At 38.4% G+C, this 21,118-nt stretch carries 21 protein-coding genes and 1 tRNA gene; 8 read left to right on the plus strand and 14 right to left on the minus strand.

The annotated features are described in order from the left end of the window. Positions 1-4: 4 nt before the first annotated feature. The gene (locus CRJ00_RS07845) at positions 5-1,468 is read right to left on the minus strand and encodes an LptF/LptG family permease (protein WP_099366323.1); all 1,464 of its coding nucleotides are present in this window, start codon (positions 1,466-1,468) and stop codon (positions 5-7) included. 168 nt (positions 1,469-1,636) lie between these two features. Beyond that, a complete protein-coding gene (locus tag CRJ00_RS07850; protein WP_099366324.1) occupies positions 1,637-2,014 on the minus strand; it encodes an START-like domain-containing protein in 378 nt (125 codons plus the stop codon). Positions 2,015-2,346: 332 nt separating this feature from the next. Between CRJ00_RS07850 and CRJ00_RS07855 the strand changes: the two genes are divergently transcribed. Then, positions 2,347-2,420 (plus strand) — tRNA-Met (locus CRJ00_RS07855). 61 nt (positions 2,421-2,481) lie between these two features. Here CRJ00_RS07855 and CRJ00_RS07860 read toward each other — a convergent pair. Further along, entirely contained in the window at positions 2,482-3,594 is a 1,113-nt protein-coding gene (locus CRJ00_RS07860) for a Fic family protein (RefSeq protein WP_099366325.1), read from the minus strand. Between the two features lie 166 nt (positions 3,595-3,760). Continuing rightward, complete coding sequence (locus CRJ00_RS07865) at positions 3,761-4,525, minus strand: DUF3667 domain-containing protein (protein WP_099366326.1); 765 nt, start codon at positions 4,523-4,525, stop codon at positions 3,761-3,763. 291 nt (positions 4,526-4,816) lie between these two features. On the opposite strand from CRJ00_RS07865, the gene CRJ00_RS07870 reads away from it, so the two are divergent. Next, positions 4,817-5,167 carry a helix-turn-helix domain-containing protein gene (locus tag CRJ00_RS07870; protein WP_099366327.1) on the plus strand — a complete coding sequence of 117 codons (351 nt, stop codon included), beginning with the start codon at positions 4,817-4,819 and terminating at the stop codon, positions 5,165-5,167. An 83-nt stretch (positions 5,168-5,250) separates the two neighbouring features. Then, entirely contained in the window at positions 5,251-5,541 is a 291-nt protein-coding gene (locus tag CRJ00_RS07875) for a GNAT family N-acetyltransferase (protein ID WP_099366328.1), read from the plus strand. Between the two features lie 33 nt (positions 5,542-5,574). Here the strand turns inward: CRJ00_RS07875 and CRJ00_RS07880 are convergent, their stop codons facing one another. The 9 genes from CRJ00_RS07880 to rplM all read right to left on the minus strand — a co-directional run bounded on the left by CRJ00_RS07880 (position 5,575) and on the right by rplM (position 14,509). Then, a complete protein-coding gene (locus CRJ00_RS07880) occupies positions 5,575-7,209 on the minus strand; it encodes an ABC-F family ATP-binding cassette domain-containing protein (RefSeq protein ID WP_099366329.1) in 1,635 nt (544 codons plus the stop codon). A gap of 1,041 nt (positions 7,210-8,250) precedes the next feature. Continuing rightward, entirely contained in the window at positions 8,251-8,853 is a 603-nt protein-coding gene (locus CRJ00_RS07890; protein ID WP_099366331.1) for an alpha-ketoglutarate-dependent dioxygenase AlkB family protein, read from the minus strand. Between the two features lie 3 nt (positions 8,854-8,856). Further along, the gene (locus tag CRJ00_RS07895) at positions 8,857-9,720 is read right to left on the minus strand and encodes a methylated-DNA--[protein]-cysteine S-methyltransferase (protein WP_099366332.1); all 864 of its coding nucleotides are present in this window, start codon (positions 9,718-9,720) and stop codon (positions 8,857-8,859) included. Positions 9,721-9,785: 65 nt separating this feature from the next. Further along, positions 9,786-10,529: an SDR family NAD(P)-dependent oxidoreductase gene (locus tag CRJ00_RS07900; RefSeq protein ID WP_099366333.1), complete on the minus strand. Its 744-nt coding sequence runs from the start codon at positions 10,527-10,529 to the stop codon at positions 9,786-9,788. Positions 10,530-10,645: 116 nt separating this feature from the next. Next, the gene (locus CRJ00_RS07905) at positions 10,646-11,725 is read right to left on the minus strand and encodes an AI-2E family transporter (protein WP_099366334.1); all 1,080 of its coding nucleotides are present in this window, start codon (positions 11,723-11,725) and stop codon (positions 10,646-10,648) included. Between the two features lie 119 nt (positions 11,726-11,844). Then, positions 11,845-12,681: a translation elongation factor Ts gene (tsf, locus tag CRJ00_RS07910; RefSeq protein WP_099366335.1), complete on the minus strand. Its 837-nt coding sequence runs from the start codon at positions 12,679-12,681 to the stop codon at positions 11,845-11,847. 161 nt (positions 12,682-12,842) lie between these two features. Next, on the minus strand, positions 12,843-13,649 hold the full coding sequence (gene rpsB / locus CRJ00_RS07915) for a 30S ribosomal protein S2 (RefSeq protein WP_099366336.1): 807 nt from the start codon (positions 13,647-13,649) through the stop codon (positions 12,843-12,845). An 18-nt stretch (positions 13,650-13,667) separates the two neighbouring features. After that, the gene (gene rpsI, locus CRJ00_RS07920; protein WP_099366337.1) at positions 13,668-14,054 is read right to left on the minus strand and encodes a 30S ribosomal protein S9; all 387 of its coding nucleotides are present in this window, start codon (positions 14,052-14,054) and stop codon (positions 13,668-13,670) included. Positions 14,055-14,065: 11 nt separating this feature from the next. Next, positions 14,066-14,509 (minus strand): 50S ribosomal protein L13, encoded by a 444-nt coding sequence (gene rplM, locus CRJ00_RS07925; protein WP_094255220.1) that lies wholly within the window; start codon positions 14,507-14,509, stop codon positions 14,066-14,068. Positions 14,510-14,671: 162 nt separating this feature from the next. Here rplM and CRJ00_RS07930 point away from each other — a divergent pair, with 162 nt between their 5' ends. The 5 genes from CRJ00_RS07930 (at position 14,672) to CRJ00_RS07950 (ending at position 20,227) form a co-directional block, all read left to right on the plus strand. Next, entirely contained in the window at positions 14,672-16,378 is a 1,707-nt protein-coding gene (locus CRJ00_RS07930; RefSeq protein WP_099366338.1) for a tetratricopeptide repeat protein, read from the plus strand. Next, positions 16,356-17,141 (plus strand): DUF4292 domain-containing protein, encoded by a 786-nt coding sequence (locus tag CRJ00_RS07935; protein WP_257213720.1) that lies wholly within the window; start codon positions 16,356-16,358, stop codon positions 17,139-17,141. The genes CRJ00_RS07930 and CRJ00_RS07935 overlap by 23 nt, the downstream gene beginning before the upstream one ends. 108 nt (positions 17,142-17,249) lie before the next feature. Continuing rightward, the gene (locus CRJ00_RS07940) at positions 17,250-18,527 is read left to right on the plus strand and encodes a murein hydrolase activator EnvC family protein (protein WP_099366339.1); all 1,278 of its coding nucleotides are present in this window, start codon (positions 17,250-17,252) and stop codon (positions 18,525-18,527) included. A gap of 75 nt (positions 18,528-18,602) precedes the next feature. Next, positions 18,603-18,812 carry a Sec-independent protein translocase subunit TatA/TatB gene (locus CRJ00_RS07945; protein WP_099366340.1) on the plus strand — a complete coding sequence of 70 codons (210 nt, stop codon included), beginning with the start codon at positions 18,603-18,605 and terminating at the stop codon, positions 18,810-18,812. Positions 18,813-18,925: 113 nt separating this feature from the next. Continuing rightward, the gene (locus CRJ00_RS07950) at positions 18,926-20,227 is read left to right on the plus strand and encodes a lytic transglycosylase domain-containing protein (protein WP_099366341.1); all 1,302 of its coding nucleotides are present in this window, start codon (positions 18,926-18,928) and stop codon (positions 20,225-20,227) included. 140 nt (positions 20,228-20,367) lie between these two features. Here the strand turns inward: CRJ00_RS07950 and CRJ00_RS07955 are convergent, their stop codons facing one another. Further along, complete coding sequence (locus tag CRJ00_RS07955) at positions 20,368-20,883, minus strand: phosphoribosyltransferase family protein (protein ID WP_099366342.1); 516 nt, start codon at positions 20,881-20,883, stop codon at positions 20,368-20,370. Positions 20,884-21,118: the final 235 nt, after the last annotated feature.

The raw sequence follows: 21,118 nt of genomic DNA on the forward strand, positions 1-21,118 counted from the left end.
CTTCCTAAGAGGAAAGGGTCGCTTTGTCTTTCTTTTTATTAAAGAGGCCTACGACTTTTTTCCAGATGGCCTCCGCTTTGTTCTTATATTGTTCCGCATCGAACAAGGCCGAATCGGAGGTGGATTTATACGTTAGGAATATAGCCAATGGCGTAAGGACGATGATGGCCATCCACATGCCCCACATTGGGGTCAAGCTGGCATCTTTCGCTGCTTTCTCCGAGATGGTTGCAATAACGTGGTAGATTAGGAAGAAAATAATCGCCATGACAACAGGCAATCCAAGACCACCTTTTCGGATGATGGCACCCAATGGGGCTCCAATACCAAATAACAGTAAACAGGACACCGCCAAAGTGAATTTTCGGTGCCATTCGATATCGTATCGGATATCCTTCTCGGCAAAGAACTGGTAGTCATTCATCCTTAGATCAGCATTCTCCTTGATCTGCCTCGCTTGCGACAGAGCATTGCTGATGGCCGAACGGCGCATGTACTCCTGTTCAATATCCGCTAATTTTATTTTGGTATTGATCGTTTTCGGTTTGTTTTCCTGATAGTAATTGGCAAAGAAGTTAATGTACCGTTTGCTTTCCACGGAGTTAATCTTCGCCACACTATCCAAGGATACCCTATTGGAATCTGAATAATGCCTCAATTGTCTGAGGTTAAGCATCTGATGATGATCCTTGAAGAGTTCTTTATCCGTATTCCCCATCTGGAAACTTTCCATATCGAATTTTTGGGTCGTTTCCTTGAATCTGAAACGGGTAAATTGCTGACGGGGGTCGTATCGTTTCGCGTCTTTTACATTGCTGTCTTCATAACGAACACCATCTTTCAATTCCAATAACATGTATTTATTGTCGGCAGAGTTCTGGATATAGCCTTCTTTCGCGAAGATCACATTATTGGCCGAACCACCTGTGGCGTGTTCATAGATCATGAGGTCGTAAAGGACGGTACCTTCCTCATTTTTACTTTTTGCGCGAATGGAATAACCAGGGATCGTATTGTTGAATACGCCCGGTTTGATCAGGAAATCGGCTTTTTTCTTACGGACATCGTACAGTAGGGAACCCATTTTTAGGTTGACCACGGGAAGGATGTAATCGGAAAAGATAAAAGAGCCGGCACTGAAAAGTCCTACCACAATGAATAGTGGAGTCATGGCTTTCCGGAGAGAAACCCCAGCAGCTTTGATAGCCACCAATTCGTAGCTTTCGCCCAGATTTCCAAAGGTCATGATCGAGGATAACAACATGGAAAGTGGGAGTGCCATGGTTAACTGCACGGCCGCCTGATAACTTAATAGTTCGAGGATTACATACCACTGGAAACCTTTTCCGATCAGGTCATCGATGTACTTAAAAAGAAACAACATCAATAGTACAAACATCACAATGAAGAAAGTAACCATAAATGGTTTGATGAATGCTTGTAATATGAGGGAGTGAATCTTCTTCATGTTGCTAATAATCCTTGATATGGGACATCTTTGCTAAGTCTGATCCATGGATTTCTGCAAAGATACATTTTTTATGAACGTATTTTTGTTAGGAAAAAGTTAATAGGGATAAGATATGAAAAAGCCTGAAAGGAATAGGTTTTCATTTCAGGCTTTGTTTGGATATAGTTATGCGCCGATGACGCTCTGTAGATAGCCAATGGAATTGTTCCAGATTTGTTTTCTGTCTTCCATATTGTCTTCTTTTACGTAGTCCGTAACTGCGATAGCTACATCATTGGTCAATTCGTCCTGTATGATTTCGATTTCGAAGAAATAAGGTTCGTCATCCAACCATTTAAATTTCACGCTTTTGTTTTCTTTGACAGACACCAGTTTCGCACGGTGGGATTCATTGTCCCAAACGAACTCGTAAATTCCATCGTGGTAGTTTACATCATCAGCAAACCATTGTGCCAGTTCATTCGGCTCCTGTAGATATGGGAAAAGAATTCTAGGTGATGAATTCAACACATATTCAAGGTGTAGTTTAGTTTTTTCTGACATAATTTGTTCTCAGTAGTTCGTTTTATAAATGTTGTTAGTAAAAAAAGTAGGCCCCCAATGCTATCCTACTTTTTGTAAGTATAATCAATTAATCGCTTATTAAAAAAATAGTGCACATCTTTTTTTTAACAGTAAGTGGCTTTTCAACAATTATGCCTAAAGTAATAAGGGGGTAATGTGGGTTTAATGGTTGGGGAGGTGGATTTTTGCTATCTTTTTGATTATAAAGAGGTTTAGGGTTTTAGGGGGTTGAAAGTTTATTTTTAGGGATAATTTTATTGAAATTTTCTTTGAAAGTTGTTGCTTATTACTATCTTTGCATACCGAAAAACGGCGGGGTAGCTCAGATGGTTAGAGCGCAGGATTCATAACCCTGAGGTCGGCAGTTCGATCCTGCTCCCCGCTACTAGATAAAGGAAAGTCCAAAAGGCTTTCCTTTTTTTGTTGGGGTGCTTTTCGGCAGGTCATTATTGACCTTCTAAAATATGTATCAAATCATTATTGATATAAAAAACTTCTCGTCCTTCTTTTGACGGAGTGAGTATTCTCGCTCCAACAAGTTCATTGACATATTTTGTCAAAGTTGTTCTGGAGGATACCTGGAGTATGTCGCCGATCAACTTTGGTTTGATATATGGTTGACTAAACAGCAGTTCATTTACTTCTTTATTATACCATTTGATATTCGATTTGCCGTATTCCAATGTAGTTTCCATCTGATCCAGTATACCGTTGATGAGTTGATTGGTTAAAAGTGCAGTTTTTTCTACAGCTTCCAGCATAAAGAGTACCCATGGTTTCCAGCTCCCACGCTGAGTTACGGCACCTAAATTATAATAATAATCATCTTTATGGACAATAATGTACTTAGAAAGATACAGTACAGGTTGCTCCAATAAACCTTTATTGACCAAGTAAAGTAAATTTAAAATCCGGCCAGTACGACCGTTTCCGTCTGGAAATGGGTGTATGGCTTCAAATTGATAGTGTGCAATACACATTTTAAGTAATGGATCCGTGTCGGACAGCTTTTCATCATTCAGGTAGTCCAATAGATTTCCCATTAGTTGTTCTACAAGGCCGACACCTCTTGGAGGAGTGTATATAATCTCTCCTGATCTAAATTCGCTTTGTCCACGTTGAATGACCGTTAGGGAATGTGCTGGGCGTATGCTGCCAGATGTATTTTTGATTTGTTGGAAAATAGCAATTATACTTTCAAGATCGATATTGTTTTTTTTCTTTACACGTTGATATCCCTCCCAAAGCGCTTCCCTATACCTCAAAACTTCTTTTGTAGCAGGGTTCGCATTTTTTTCCTGGACGGTATCCGATACTGCTTTATAAAGTTCGTCTTCTGTTGTAAAGATATTTTCTATAGCAGATGATGCTTTGGCCTCTTGGAGGGCAATCGTATTGACCAGCATATAGGGATTGGGCAGCCGTTGTACATTACTATTTACGCTTGCCAATGCTCGAGATGCCGTGACCAGTTTTTTCAGAATATCTACGTCATCAGCAATGTTCTGCGGAGGCAGGAGCGGAAGATCATTGAAAGGTTTTGTTCTATCGTATGCCATATATGTTCAATTTTAGACTGATACTGGACACATGTACAAAATAAAGAAATAAAATGGACATATTATTATGATATGTCCATTTTTAATAAAAAAATGGACGCATTTTAATTAAGTGTTCATTTGGATGATTGTAAAACATCGTCAGCTATTAGCAAAAGTAGTTGACTTATAGATTGATGATATCAAAATAATTCATGAGGGAGATATACAGGGATGCCAGCACAAAATTCATCCCAATAATCTTGGCGATTACAATCCACAATCTGGACCGTTTCTCATGCATCATTAGAAAACCGAAGATGCTGCCAAATAAAAATAAAAAGGGGATCATAAAAAATGTAAGAAACAGATTGACCCCATCCTTAGAAAAGTTAATTTGGAAAACCACCATGAATAGGTTCAATACATTTATCAACAAGAGGATAATATTGAGTTGCGCAGCGATATAGGTGTTGGCAAGGAAATGTTCCCAATAATTGTATTTATGTTTATAAAAAGTAATCCAGGTTATCAGACTGGTAATGGGAATCATTAGAAAAATGAAAACACTAAAATATTTTCCAAGGAATCCGTGTCCGATGAGTTGATCAGCATGTGCAGCAGGTTGAATTTTATCGATCCATAAGTGTATGCCTTTAATGATCAAGGAACAAATGGTCGTCATGATCAAGACAAATGCGAATGGCCGAAAATAGGGTACACGTTTTCCATCAAGGTAATCCTTAATCATTACGCCCGGCTTTGTGAAAAGGCACTTTAAAGTATAGAAAAAGCCTTTATCCACATGGAAAACGGAATGCGGGATATCATGTAGGAAATAATGCGCATCGATTCGGTGTTCATGGGCGGATTGTCCACATTGGGGACAATAATTTCCTTTGAAATTAAATTGGCAATTTAGGCATACGGCATTTTCCTCTCGATGTGGCATAAGGTTATTTAGTTAGTCAACTAAATATAAAAAAAATCAAGCTAGAAAGGAGTTTTTTCCTTTCGGAAATAATAGATAAAATTCATTTCTCTTGAATCGAACTCCTCATAAACCTGACATTAGTTAATTATTAAGGATTTCGTGTTCAGAACTAAGGCGGCTGAATTTTTTACAGCATATCGATATAATCATTCAATAAATTAATAAAAAATATATTATAATTCCTTTAAAGATAAATTAATTCAAAATAAGTAATATTGGGTAATTAAATACGGACTTAATATTTGAATTGTGAAATATCTAGAATTAAACGAGCAGATTATAGCCCACTTGATACAAGAGAAACCATACTTAGATATGGATTTTACATTGACAAAATTAGCAGATAGCCTGGATACCTCCCTTTATCATTTAGAAAAGGCCTTGAAACTACATTTTGAAGGTTCGATTTATGAATATATTAACCAGCTTCGGATAGAATACTTTATATCTCAAATTGACCGGATAAATGCAGGTGAATTAAATATTATGGCTTTAGCTTACGAATCTGGATTTAGATCAAAATCCTCATTTCGTAATAATTTTAGACAAATACAGGGAATCTCACCCACAGCCTATATTCTCAAGCATATAAAAATTTAATATTCTTAGGCATGTTAAAATTTAACAACCAATTTACTGTTGAGTTGTTAAATTTTTGGTAATATTATTAAAAACCAAATGCTATGGAAATAATAAACAATGAAACTAACCTACAATTCGAATATAGGGAAGGTGGTGAGATCGCACGATTGGAATATCGCTTTTATAAAAAAGATATTGCTTTGATGCATACGGTAGTTCCGGATAGCATGATGGGAAAGGGAGTTGCTTCTGCCTTGGCAGAGCAAGCATTTGCATTTGCCAAGGCGAAGAATAAAAAAGTCATGGTGTATTGTCCCTTTGTTGCGAAGTATGTCCAAAAGCATCCAGAACTAAAAAATCAAATTGATAGAGATTACCATCCGAATCTATAAGGTCAATCTATTAGCTCATTTTATAAGGTGAACTTATAAGCTCAATTCCCTTTCAATCCCTATCTCTTTCAAAAAGACCTCATCATGCGAAACCAGCAGTAAAGTTCCTTGAAATTGCTTGATGGCTTGCGTAAGAATAAGGATATTCTGAAGATCAATGTTATTGGTTGGTTCATCCAAGACCATGATATCTGGTGCTTGATTGGAAATATTCAGACAGCACAATAACAATCGCATTCTTTCGCCTCCACTTAAGGACAGACAGGATTTATCCCAAGTTTGCTTATCAAAAAGAAAACGATTCAACCGAATTTTCACCTCATGTTCCTGAAGGCCAGCATGATTAAATTGTTGTGCCATTTCATAGATGGATTGATTGGCCCTGATAAGAGAATATTCCTGATCAACATAGACGTATCTTTTGCTATTGGAAAGGAGCTTTCCCTTGGATGGTTCCAAAATACCTAACAAAATCTTGATCAAGGTAGTTTTACCGGAGCCATTTAATCCTTTAATAGCAATTCTTTCCCTATGCCGTATCTGAAAGGAAAGTTCTTCATTCCAAAGAAATCTTCCGTTATTACTGCCTTCAGAATCATTTATAACATTTATTCCATCATTCGAAGGAATCTTATAATTAATTTCCTGCGCTTCTAAAAGTAATTTACCACGGTAACTATCAGAGTTTTCAAACCCGAATTGCATTTGATCTATTTCGGGGAGTATACTCCTTAAACTGGTTAATTGGCTTTGGATACCCGATATTTTTTCTTTATGTACCGATTTCAGTTTCGAGGAACTGCCCTCAGCTTTATTTCGAAGGGAATTCATCATGATCTTTGGCATTCCAGCACCTTCCTGTTTCTTTTTGCCCCGTGCATTCAATTTATTTTGCCTTTCTATCGCCTCTTTTTCTTTTTCCTTGGCCTTGCGGAGTTCCTTTTGTTGTGATTGTACCTGATGGTTCAGCGCATCCAATGCAATTCCTTTTTGCTCGGCATAAAAACTGTAATTGCCACCGTATAAGCGAATCCCATCACGGCTTAGCTCTGCTATTTGTGGGATCAACTCCAATAATTGTCTATCATGACTAACAATCAAAAGAGTTTTGTTGGTTTTTTCTACAAAATCATAGAGTAATTTGCGGCCATCTTGATCTAAATGATTACTTGGCTCATCCATCAGAATAAATTCTGGCTCCTGGATTTCTATACCCGCTAAAAAAACCTTGGTCTTTTGGCCACCGCTCAGACTGCCTAATTTTCGCTCTAAATCAAGTCCAGATAAGCCCCATTTTTCTAAAGCTTGTTCACAGCGATCTTCCAAAGGCCAATCATCTTGAAGAAGTTCCATGTTTTCCGCTGTCGCCTCTCCCTGCAGGATAGCATGTAAAGCGCGCAATTTACCAGAAATACCCAATGCCTCAGCAATACTTAGTTCATGGTATTCATCATGGGTCTGCGGAATGTAGTACGGTTTTGAAGAACAGCTTATCATTCCTGAGGACAAGGGAAGTTTACCAGCAATAATCTTTAGGATACTGGATTTTCCTGCACCATTGTTCCCGATAAGGGCAATCTTATCATTTTTATTGATAATGAAATTGATGTTCTCGAACAGAACATCTTTATTTGGATGTATATAAGTTGCTTGTTGTAATATAAACATAAATCTTTTCGCTAAGGGGTGAAATAATGAAATGAGAGCTCGCTAAAGAGCTAACGGAATCAAATGCGGAAAGATTTATTTATTACATATGGAATTATTTCGTGTGCTACAAAGGTAGCTATTTAATTTAAAATCTGAAAACCGTCAGATTTAGGCGTTCTCCATCGTCCTGATTGTCTAAGCATTTTCAATCGTTCGGAAAGTCAAGTTTATCCGAGGTCCATGCTGGGCAAATGAAAACCCAACTACAGAAAAAGCACGATACCAAGAATAGAAACTGCTACGAGGTTATAGAAGAAAGTCCAAAATTAATAGTCGTAGTATATTAGGATGAGAACTAATAAAATGTAATATAAAAATATATGGATGTTTTTTATACTTAAATATTAATAAATTTATAACCAATAAATTATGAGAAGATATAAAATTACTCTACCATCATTATTAGCAGTCTAAAATATTGAAGGATGTAGTTATTACCGTGATAATATTTGTTTAGTGCATTATATAGTTTGTGTATGTTGCGATCATTGGTATTGCTTATGGGGTTGTAAAAAGGAGGATTTTTGCTATAAATAATAAAAACTAAGTATCTATTAATAATGAAAAAAATATCTCCATTTATTGTTTCTTATGTTGCAATTCTGCTTAACGTATGCTACTTAGGCTTATGGATTTATGCGTTTAATAAATATGATTTATATGAGGATAAAGTTAGTTTTTTTAAAAAATTTATTCCTTTTTCTTATTTCGAATTGGTTTTGATAGCCTTATCTGTATTTTCAATAATTGTTTTTGCAAGAAGTAAGGTTCCAATAAATAATGTTTTGTTAATTGTGCAAATAGGATTTACAATTTTATTTATATGGCAATTTCTTTAAAATGTTGAGTCCCTATATTTAATAGAAAACACTTTGACATTGTATATTTTTAACTAATGGACTATTTTTATTTACATACATGTTAAGGAATCTGTAAGAGCGACTGGTAAAAGCGGAATCAGTAACCTTCAGAATATCAGTTTTCCATCGTCCCGAATGTCTATAAGTTCTCTATCGTTCGGAAAGTCAAGTTTATCCGAGGACCATGCGGAACTTTGGTAGGAGGGAGCCGATGTAACCAATGAGTCTGCGTCTGGTCTTTCATGATCAATAAACTGCCATTTTCAAGGTTGATATCAATTTTTTCCTTGCTTTCTTTATGCTTGAAGCTGAACTTCCTTTCCGCCCCAAAAGTAAGGGAAGCAATAGCACCATTTTTTTTGAGATCTTTTTCGCCATCACTATGCCAAGCCATACCTTCCGATCCATCATGATAGAGATTCAATAGGCAAGAATTAAAGGTTTCTCCTGATGCTTTTTCAACCAGCTGCTTAAGTTCCAATAAAACATCAGTCCAAGGCAGGGCAACTTTTTGAATGCCTGAATAGGTATATTCAAAACGCCGATCTCCATACCAGGCAACCTTCCTTTTCGTTTCGATATGCTTTCCAAAAATCACTGCCTGATCAGGCTTCCATGCAATTTCATGCCATAACGCATCATAAAAATAGCGCTGTTTATCTGTAATAACACCGTAATAATGAACCGTACCATCATAGGGCAACAAATTCTTTTCAGGATCTGCGAAATTGAATAACATCATATTTTAAACCGAAGGCTGATTTTCTGGATATAATTGCGCTTGTTCCCATCCAATGATGGCAGATTTCCGGATCGGTTCCCATCGATATCCGCCCAGCTTACCAGAACCTTGGATCACCCGATGACAGGGGATCAGAAATGCTATCGGATTTTGTCCAATGGCTGTTCCTACTGCTCTCGATGCTTTTGGATGGTTGATCTTATCGGCAATTGACTGATAGGTCCTTAACTCCCCAGAAGGGATCTCCAATAACGCTTGCCAAACCTTTAATTGGAAAGGGGTGCCTTTCAAATGCAATTTGATGTTGGAAAGCGAAGCTTCCTCACCATTGAAAATCTTCATCGCATCCTTATGGAAGGATGTTTCCATTTCCATGAATTCCGCCTGCTTAAACCTCGATTTAAGGTCTAGCAAACCATCTTCACCTTCCGATACAAAGGCCATATAGCAAAGCCCTTTTTCGGTTGAACCCAACAGGCACATCCCAAATGGACTAGACTGGTAGCTGTATTTGATCAGCAATCCTTGGCCATCGTTCTTGAAAGTAGCCGGACTCATACCTTCAATCTGTACAAAAAGATCGTGTAACCGACTGGTACTGCTTACACCGGTTAGGATATGCGTGTCAAAAAGATTGTGTTCTTTTCCACGCAATAATTTCTTCGCATAATCCAATTGCAAAAATTGAAGAAACTTCTTCGGACTTGTGCCTGCCCATTCACTAAACAGCCGCTGAAAATGATAGGGACTCAAATGTACATGTTCGGCCAGATCCTCCAAACTGGGTTTTTGTTGGAAATTATCTTGTAAATATTGGATAGCTTTTGCAATCCGATTATAATTAATCTCTTGTTGTGTTCTTTCCATACTCAAATTTCCAACCTTTCCCACAATTATAAAATCCGATTCTTGCTAAATGTTTAGCTAAAAACTTATTTAGCCAAGTATCCACCATCCACTGGATAGTAAGATGCTGTAACAAATGATGATTTTTCTGATGCCAACCATAAAGTCAACTCCGCTACTTCCTCTGGTTTACCTAAGCGTTGGAAGGCATGTTGGGTCTCCAAAAATTTCAGACTTGCCTCATCCATCGCATTATCAACCAATGGGGTAGAAATAAATCCAGGCCCAATGGCATTGATACGAACGCCTTTGGTGGCATATTCCCAACCTGCGGCCTTAGTCAATCCAACAACACCATGCTTTGCAGCTACATAGGCCGAAGAGTTGGCAAAGCCAACAGATCCTAAAATGGATGCCATATTGATAATGCTACCACCTACTTTCTCAATTTCAGGAATCTGATAATGCATACCATAGAATACACCATTCAGGTTGATGTCAATTACTTTCTTCCAGCCTTCAATCGATAGGTCAGCCACTGCTGCGGCATCTCCACCGATTCCTGCATTGTTCACTGCGATATGTAATGCGCCAAAATTTTCGATGGCAGCTTCCACAATTTTCTTATTGTCTTCCGGAGAGGCAGAATCTGCTTTGATGAAGATCACATTTCCTTCTCCTAAATTGTTGATCAGTTCATTGCCCAATTTATCATTGAGATCCGATATCACCACTTTGGCACCTTCTTTAACAAATAATTCTACAATGGCTTTTCCAATACCTGAGGCTCCCCCAGTTACGATGGCTACTTTGTTTTCAAGTTGTTTCATAAGTATTGCTTTCTTTATATTCCTAATTTAAGCAACTAATATTTAGGAATATATGATATTCATCACTGCGTTAGATGATTATGACTTTTCAAGGAAGAATGCTGAACAAGCTTACATTACTTTGATAAATCCCTATTCGTAATCTCTGATGAACCGTCATCCAGAATAATAGCCGACCCTCTTCCATATTCATTGCTATACACCTTGATCAAAACACCTACCGAAGAAAGGATCAAAGGACCAAAAATCAAACCCAACATGCCGAACATTTTTAATCCCAATAACACCCCAAATACAGTTATCAATGGCGGAACATTGCCTAGAGTCTTCAGGATGGTAAATCGGAGGATATTATCGATACTTCCAATTAGGATTAGACCATAAAGTAATATACCAATGCCATTTCCAGTCTGTCCAGAAGCCAGAGTAATGATGCCTAAAGGAATATAGATGGTCATGGTACCTAATACCGGTACAATGGATGCTACTCCTGTTAAGATGCCCATCAAAATGAAATTATCCACATCAAAGATCCAATACCCCAGCATAGCAACTACCCCTTGACATGCCCCTAGGATTGGAATACCGATCGCATTCGATCTCACCATGGAATCTACCTCATGCCAGATCTCATCCTTACTCCTTGGAGAAAAGGGAATAGCTTTAATGATATATTCTTCCATCTTGCGACCATGAACCTGCATGAAATACAGTACAAAGAAGGTCACCAATATATTAACACCAACCTCAGCCACGGAATTCAATATGCTGGGCACATATTTCGTGAACCGTTGCAACATCGCCAATAAAGCCTCATCAGACATGTCTATATCCTTTAGAAAAGGCTTGTCTGCCATGTATTCTTTCAACAGGTTGAACTGAGAAACGATCTGGTCCGTATTCCCTAAAAAAGAAGTGATCTGCGGAATCAGGTAATCTACGATCGCCCATATCGGCAAAACAATAAAAACAATGGATAAGAGAATGAACATAATGCTGGTCAGCGTTTTGTTGCCCCTCCGAACTTCCGTTAGGTAAAAAAAGTTCTTTCTAAATAAAATATATAAGGTGATGGCACCAAGAAATCCTGGCAAGTAGTAAAAAAGGTTCTTGAAAATAATGATACCGATCAGGATAATAATCAATATTAACATGATCTGGTTGATGGAATTGTTGTTGATTTGCTTGATTCTCATATTGCGCGATTTCCTAAGCAATTTAAGCAAATCTTAAGGAATTCTTGCCAAGAAGAATCTTTTGTATAAAAAAAGAGCTCCATCTCTAAAAGATGGAGCTCTTCTGTATAAGATAAAGCTTATGCGCCTAATTGAACGCGTTTGAAAGCTGTAACTGTTAATCCTTTAGCTACGGTATCTAAGAATTGAGCAATATTTTTAGAAGAATCTTTTACGAACTCTTGGTTCAATAAAGTAGAATCCTTGTAGAATTTGTTCAATTTACCTGCAGCGATTTTCTCAACCATTTCTTCTGGTTTACCTTCCGCACGGATTTGGTCTTTAGCGATCTCTAATTCACGCTCGATAGTTTTTGAATCTACACCATCTTTATCGATAGCAACTGGGTTCATAGCAGCGATTTGCATAGCTACGTCTTTTCCAGCTTCTTCAACACCATCAGCATCAGCAGAAAGTCCTACCAATACACCTAAACGGTAGTTACCGTGGATGTAAGCAACAACTTTCTCAGCATTTACAGCTTCGTATTTAGATACTTCGATTTTCTCTCCGATTTTACCAGTTTGGTCGATCAATAAATCAGCGATTTTAGTTCCACCGATTTCTAATGCTTTTAGGTCTTCCAATGAAGCAGGTGCGTTGTTTAATGCAACATCAGCAATTGATTCAGCGAAAGCGATGAAGTCAGCATTTTTAGCTACGAAGTCAGTCTCACAGTTTACTTCAACAACGATACCTGATTTACCATCAGCTGCTGCTTTAGCAATGATTACTCCTTCGTTAGAGTCACGGTCTTGACGGCTAGCTGCAACTTTAGCACCTTTTTTACGAAGGTAATCTACTGCTGCTTCGAAGTCTCCATTCGCTTCGATCAAAGCTTTTTTACAATCCATCATACCAGCGCCAGTTTGTTGACGCAATTTGTTTACATCTGATGCAGAAATTTGTACTGACATAGTATATTTTTTTTTAAAATTACGATTGAAGTGTTAACATTCCGTTCTTGAAAGAATAACAGTATGTTAATTTAAAAAAAACCGGACAGACAGGGGAGGTAAAAGGAAGCTCATCTTCCAGAAACCAACACTTGTCTATCCGGCTTATCTAATAGAATATATTATTCTACGTCTTTTGCTTTACGAGTGCGTTTTCCTGGAGTAGCTTCTGTAGCTTCACCATTGTCAACTGCTGCTTTTGATGCTGCAGCTTCTTTTTCCGCGTCCTCTTCTTTATCGCGCTTGCGCTCTTCTAAACCTTCTGTGATTGCTTTTCCGATTACACTAGCGATTAAGCTGATGGATTTTGTCGCATCATCATTCGCAGGAATTGGGAAGTCAATGTTCGTAGGGTCAGAGTTTGTATCAACCATTGCAAAAGTAGGGATGTTCAATTTCATCGCTTCAGCAACAGCAATATGCTCTTTCTTAACGTCGATGATGAACAAAGCTGCTGGCAAACGGTTCAAGTCTGCGATACCTCCTAAAAGGTTCTCTAACTTGATACGCTCACGTTGAATCATCAATTTCTCTTTTTTAGACAATACATCGTAAGTGCCATCTTTTTGCATCTTATCAATGTTTGACATTTTCTTGATTGATTTACGTACTGTCGCGAAGTTTGTAAGCATACCACCTAACCAACGTTCTGTTACGAAAGGCATGTTAACTGCTTTTGCTTGCTCAGCGATAATTTCTTTTGCTTGTTTCTTTGTTGCTACAAATAATACTTTACGACCTGATTTTACGATTTGTTTGATAGCTGATGCAGCCTCATCCAATTTCGTAAGAGTTTTGTTCAAGTCAATAATGTGGATACCGTTGCGTTCCATGAAAATGTACTTAGCCATTTTCGGATCCCACTTACGAGTAAGGTGACCAAAGTGAACACCTGCATCCAATAATTCTTGATATGTTGTTCTTGCCATTTTTTGATCCTCCTGATATTAACGTTTACTGAATTGGAATCTTCTACGTGCTTTACGACGTCCTGGTTTCTTACGCTCAACCATACGGTCATCACGTGTCATCAAACCTTTAGCGCGTAATGCAGGTTTTACTTCTGGGTTAAGCTCTACTAACGCTTTAGCAATTGCTAAACGTACAGCTTCTGCTTGACCTTTAACTCCACCACCTTGAACATTAACGTTGATGTCAAAATTTGCAAGAGACTCTGCTACCAATAAAGATTGGGTAACAATGTACTGCAATGGTAATGTTGGGAAATATACTTTGTAATCTTTACCGTTTACCGTGATATTCCCGTTGCCAGCTGTTAAGTAGATGCGGGCAACAGCAGTTTTTCTTCTTCCTGAAGTGTTAGTTGTTGACATAGTCGTTCTCCTTAAAATTTAACTGGTTTTGGATTCTGTGCCTCATGCTTGTGCTCAGTTCCAGCATAAACATAAAGATTCTTGAATAATTGACGTCCTAAACGATTCTTAGGTAACATCCCGCGTACCGCCTTTTCGATGATGCGCTCAGGGTGTTTTGCCATTAACTCTTTTGGAGAAACGAAACGTTGACCACCTGGGTAGCCTGTGTAGCGAACATATACTTTGTCGCCCAACTTGTTTCCAGTCAATCTAATTTTGTCTGCATTGATAACAATCACGTTATCTCCACAGTCTACGTGTGGGGTGAATGAAGGCTTGTGTTTTCCACGGATCACTTTCGCGATCTCGCTTGCCAAGCGCCCCAAAATCTCGCCTTCAGCGTCAACAACGATCCACTCTTTGTTAACGGTGTTCTTGTTAGCAGAGACAGTTTTGTAACTTAACGTATTCACTTGCTTTTATTTAATTAATTAATATTTTTCTAATCCTTCTGTAATCACTACAATAAGGTCTGCAAAGGTAAGATATTTGTTTTCAATTTCCAAAATAAATTCCTACCTTGTTTTTGGTAGTTTTGTCTTTTATAAGCTGAAACCCTTAATGGAATATAACTAATGGAGAAAATATTGTTGCGCAGGCTTTGGATGGTGAGTATCTTGTTGTTGCTAGGGACATTCGTGTTTGCTCAAGACTTGAAAGATAATAAAGAATACAAAGAAAAGCTTCAAGCCATTGAAGCTAAATTAAAGAGTGGCGATATCCCCGCTGCTTTGGCCGGAATTGAAGAGGTTCTTCAGAAATATCCCAAAGGTGCCGAGATGTTCTATGCCAAATCATTATTGTACGCCCAGGCTAGGAATTTTGATGTGGCCATTCCTGCTGCTCAACAGGCTGTGAACAACGATCCAGACAATCTTATCTATAGAAATCACTTATTGGAACTGTATAAAAGTAGTGGCGATCTGGATTCCGCTATCGGTCTAATAAATGAAGTTCTTGAAAAGAATGATAAATCCCCCGCAATCTTTCGCGAGAAAGTGATGTTGCTGCATGCGGCCAAACGATCAGATGAAGCATTGGATGTCATCGAAATCAGCAATGGTAAATTTGGAGAGTCTGATACCTTGGATGTTTTGAAGGCGGAGATCCTGATGGATATGGATAAGGATGCGGAAGCTGCAACAATCCTCAACAAATGGAGACAAAAGAAATCCCCAATTAGACAAGTTTATAGTGCACTGGGTTTTCTGAACCTTGAGAATAATAAACCAAATGAATCCGTTAAGATTCTGATGGAAGGTTTGGAAAATACGAAAGATGATCTGCTTTACTTTGATCTTGCCGACGCCTATGTAGATTTAAAAAAGGAAAAACTTGCCTATGACGCCCTCAAAACAGGTTTTCAATCAAGTTCCATCGGTTATTTTGATAAACATCGGGTGATGTACAATGTCATGTCCATCAACCAAAACCTCAATCTGGACCAAAAGCAAGAATTGGCCAATATCCTGGTGCTAAAGCATCCACGCGTAGCAGATACCCATATGTTCAAAGGGGATGTGTTATGGCAAAAGGGAGAGCTGGACCAGGCGAAATCCCTATACCTTACCGCGGTCTCCATGCAGCCGCAATTAATAGACGCCTGGCGAAAGTTGGTGGAATTGAACATTTCCTCGGGCGATACGGATCAGGCCATCCGAGATGGACAAGAAGGCCTTAAATTAAATCCAGGTAATGTCATGTTGACCTACTATATTGGTGTCGCTCATTTGGTGAAGAAGGATTTTGAGAATGCAAGAAAATATTTAGAAACGGCTTTGAACCAGAGCGAAAATGAAAACGCCTTCATACAGTCTACCATCTACACATCCCTAGGTGATCTTTACCACGAATTGAAAATGACCTCAGCCTCGGATGTCGCTTATGAGGAAGCAATCAAATTGGATTCTACCAACGTAGGAGCTATGAATAACTATGCTTATTACTTAGCACTCCGTAAATCCAACTTGGATGTTGCGGCTAAATATGCTGCCAAAGCCAATGACCTCAACCAAAAATCTGGAACTTTCCAGGATACCTATGCGTGGGTGTTGTTCCAGCAGGAAAAATTCAAGGAAGCCTTGTACTGGATAGAGCAGGCGGTTAAGAATTCCGAAGGATCTGCCGTTCTGTTCGAACACTATGGGGATATCCTCATGAAACTAGGCCGTAATAAGGAAGCAATAAAACAATGGGAAAAAGCGTTGACCATGAGCGACAATAGTTCCGTAGATAAAGAAAAAATAAAACAGAAGATTAGTGAGAAGAAATATATTGAATAAAATCAGCCTCCTTTTGGTATTGGCGGTGCTGATGAATGCCTGTGGAAGCAAGAAACAAACGGTAAAAACAGACCCTAACTTGCCAAAGGCAAGCAATAATGAAGAATTGCTCCGAAATTTTGAATTGAGCAATCTTGATTTCCACACCTTCAATGGTCGTGCAAAAGCAAAAGTCGTGATGGGTAAAGAAGATCAAAATGTGACCTTGAATATTCGGATCGATAGGGGTAAAGCCATATGGATTTCTGTTACGGCTTTATTAGGCATCGAGGCTGCCCGGGTGATGATCACGCCAGATAGTGTTAAGATCATGAATAAATTACAAGGGGAGTATATTAAGAAACCATTCTCCTATATCTATAAATACACCAACCCAGGGATCTCCTACAAGATGTTGGAAGATATACTCGTGGGTAATATCTCGGTGGAGATGTTGCGGACCGATCAATTGCAGGTAGCAACTTCTACGGATGATATACAGATCATCGGTGTGAAAGAAGGATTGACTTTCCATTATGGGGTAAATGCGCAGAATAGACCATTTAATTTTAATTTAATGGAATTGGGGAAGACAAATAAACTGGAAGCCAATTATTCAGACTATGCCATGATCGGAGCCTACAATTTTCCGCAGCGTTTCACGTTAAATGTGGAGGGATCTGGTGCAAAGGTTTCAGCAGATATGGCTTATAATAGGGCTGAATTCAATATTGCGAACGAAATGCCCTTTAACGTACCATCAAAATATAAGGTTATCAATTAATTATAAACCTCATTTAATAAAGAAATTATAGTTTTTTTTGTTTTCGTATTGTGTATATCCTTATTTTTGGAAGTTTTAACAAAACGACAAGATAGAATTTAGCGGTTCATGGATTTTAAAAAGATTGTATTAAGCATATTTTCCCTGTTTTTTTTAATTAGCCTTTCCTACGGACAAAGTAGTGTGGAGTTGAAGAAACAGCGGGAAAGAATAGACAGAGAGATTGCCCAGCTACAGAAAGTATTGACAGCCAAAACTGCCGAAAAGTTACTTTCACAACGTGAAGTTGCCGCGCTAAGTAAACAATTGGACCTTCGCGAAAATAAAATCGGAACCATCAATAGCGAACTTCGGATCATCAACAATAATATTGCATCCAATAATAAGATCGTTGATAAACTGAAAGAAGAGCTCGAGAAAATGAGGCAGGATTATGAAAAGATGATCTTGTTCGCTTTCAGAAATAAGAACGGATACAATAAGATGATGTTCATATTCGCATCAAAAGATTTTAACCAAGCTTTTAAACGTATTAAGTACCTTCAACAATTTACCGATGCCCGGAAGATTAAAGTGTCAGAAATCGAAGGACATAAAAAGGAGATCGAGTTAAAGTTGGCGCAACTTCAGCGTGATAAACAGACTCAACAGAACCTATTAAAGGAACAACAAAAGGAAAGAGATATTATCGCGAAGGATAGGGCAGCCCATTCTTCGGAGTTGAACAAATTGGCAAGCGAAGAACGTGGTTTCCGCGGACAGCTGACCAAAAAGCAACAAGAAAGAAAACGTATTGATGCAGCCATGAAGGCAGCGATCGCCCGTGAGGTTGAAGCCGCTCGTAAATTGGAAGAGGAGCGTCGTAGAAGAGCCGCAGAAGCAGAAGCTAAGAAATCCGGTACAACGGTAGCAGAAGCCGAAAAGAAAATCGAAAAGAAAACAGGATCGTCAGTCTTGAACAATACGCCAGAAGCAGCTAAATTATCTGCTGGATTCTCTTCGAACAGAGGTAGACTTCCTTGGCCAGTTTCACAAGGTAATATTGTTCGTAATTATGGAAATGTAGTGGTAGAACGGAACGTTCATGACTTCTATGATTATATCCGTATCCGAACATCAGAAGGAGCTCCGGTTAAGGCCGTCTTTGAAGGAACCGTTATCCAGGTATTGAATATGGGTGGAACCGCGGTTGTCATCCAACATGGTGAGTATTTTACCGCATACTCCAACCTGAAATCAGCATCTGTTCGTAAAGGACAGAAGGTTTCTACAGGTACGGTAATCGGTTCCGCGGATTCAGATCCAGACGAAGGTTATTCCTTCATGGATTTGAGTATTTACAAGGGACAAACCCCTGTAAATCCGTCACAATGGATAGCAAGATAGTTACAGGGATTTTGTGATTTTATCGCTATATTTGTTAGATTTACATTAAGGAAGAATTAGTTAATTATTAAAAATATGTACACATCAGGATTATTATTTTTAGGTACAAACGAGATTATCATCATCGTGGTCGTAGTGTTATTGTTATTTGGGGGGAAGAAAATTCCTGAGTTGATGCGTGGATTGGGTCGTGGCGTGAAAGAATTCAAAGATGGCCAAAAGGAAAATCCAAACGCTAAAGATGAAGAATCAACAGAAAATAATACCAACAAAACACAAGCTTAATTGTGCTAGTTGACCACATGTAATAAAGGTTCTATAAAACAGAAATTGTTTTATAGAACCTTTTTGTTTTTAAACGAAGAACTAAAATTAAGTTTAACAGTACTTTACTGCGTATGAACAAAAAGATTAGTTTCCTAGTCACTTTAGGCCTAGGTGTTTTTCTAAATCTAGGCCAAGCCCAAGAAATAACCACAGAAGGATCTGCATTTTCGGATAATATTCAACAGGCATTTATAGTCCAAGTTGAAAAGGGAAAAGAGGAAATCATGCAACATTTGGATTCCATTAAATCCGTAAATGGACATGCCATCGAATTCAGTAATGAGGATATACTCATAGCACAACGGATTCAGCGCATCCAGAAAACAATCCCCTTGGAATACAATGAACGGGTTAAGGCTTATCTGGATAAATATATCTCCAGAAATTATAAGCCTTATATGGAGAAGCTATTGGGTTTAGGCCAATATTACTTCCCGATATATGATAAGATCTTTGAAGAGCAGGGGATACCTGAAGAGGTGAAGTATCTTTCCGTGGTGGAGTCTTCTTTGAATCCACATACCGTTTCTACTTCTGGGGCAGTTGGTCCTTGGCAGTTTATCTATGGAACAGCCAAGATCTATAACTTAGCCATGGATGGTAGTTATGATGAGCGGAAAGATGTTTATTCTTCTTCTTATGCTGTTACAACTTATCTAAAGGAAGCTTATGATGAATTTAACGATTGGTTGTTGGCATTAGCCTCCTATAATTGTGGTAGGGGCTGTGTAAGGCGTGCTATACAAAGGTCTGGACTCTCCAGTCCGAGCTATTGGGAATTATCTCCATTCTTACCTAAGGAAACCCAAAATTACATTCCTAAATATGTGGCCATGACTTATGTGCTGAACCATGCAGAGTTGTATGGTTTGCAACCACAGAAGACTAATCTGTTAGCGGATAATAAGGTGATGATGTTGAACAAATCCATCAGTTTGGATAAGCTTGCTGGGAGTTTGGGATTGTCTTTGGAGGTGTTGAAGGAGTTTAATCCTGCTTATAAGAAAGGAACAGTGTATGCTTCTAATGAAAAACCAAGAAGATTGGTTTTACCTTATCAGGCAAACTTTTCTGATTCTTTGATATATGCTGCATTGAATAACCAGATTGTAGTTCCGGAAATAAAACAGGAATATGCGGTTGATGCTAAGTTCTCAAAAAATATTGCTGCTGCTAAGAAGTCGAGTGTTAAGACAAAACCGAATACGGTATTAAGTTATGTTACTCATACGGTTAGGAAAGGGGATACGTTGTCGGATATTGCACAGAAGTATCGCGGGGCAACGGTAAGTAGGTTGAAGTCGGATAATAACCTTAGAGGCTCTAATTTAAGGATTGGCCAGAAGCTGAAGGTTTATAAAGGAAATAGTTAAATTTAAGGGGATTTTTCGCGTCATTGCGAGGAACGAAGCAATCTTTCGATTAGATCAAAGATTGCTTCGTCGTACCTCCTCGCAATGACGAATGTACCTCCTCGCAATGACGAATGTACCTCCTCCCAATTACCTAAGAATTACGACAAATATGCCGCATCCTCCGTATTATCATATTCCTCCAATTGAACTTCCACATGCTCCTTAAGAATAGTAGAAAGTTTCAATCCATAATAATCACTAAAAACAGGGAACTGATGATGACTGCGGTCAATTAAAACAGCAGTACGCATTCTTTTCAACGGAACATTAATAAACACTCCCAAGCCATACGCCAAAGTCCTACCACTATTCAAAACATCATCAATAAGAATAACCACCTTATTTTTCGCAGTTTCCAAAGGAACATCCGTAGTCGACTCCAAAGAACGTTTGGTCTTCTGTATATTCACCTTGATCAACTCAATGGATTTATCCGGAGCAATCTCCAACAATAGCTTCTGAAGACGCTGAGCAAAAACATACCCACGATCAGCAATACCCACTAAAACAATGGCAGGTTCATCAAAGTTGTCTTCGATGATCTGATAAGCGATACGTTTAGACTTCTGAAGGATTTGATCTTTGTTTAATATAAGTGTTTTCTTAGACGACATGCTACCTTTTTTGTTCAGCGGTAAATTTAATAAAACTTTATAAAAATCCCCATGATCTCAAATGGAATGTTGTTATTTTGGATAATGTACCTTCTAGGTCGTATATTGGGGGACCAGAAATAAATTTGTAAAGGATGTTTTATGGTTAGCTTCGCAGTAAAACCATACTGAAAGGATACTGAAAGTATGTAAAATGTATGCTTTACATACTTTCTTGTTGGTTTAACCCTGCTTT

This window comes from Sphingobacterium sp. 1.A.4, assembly GCF_002734245.1.
GTDB lineage: Bacteria > Bacteroidota > Bacteroidia > Sphingobacteriales > Sphingobacteriaceae > Sphingobacterium > Sphingobacterium tenebrionis.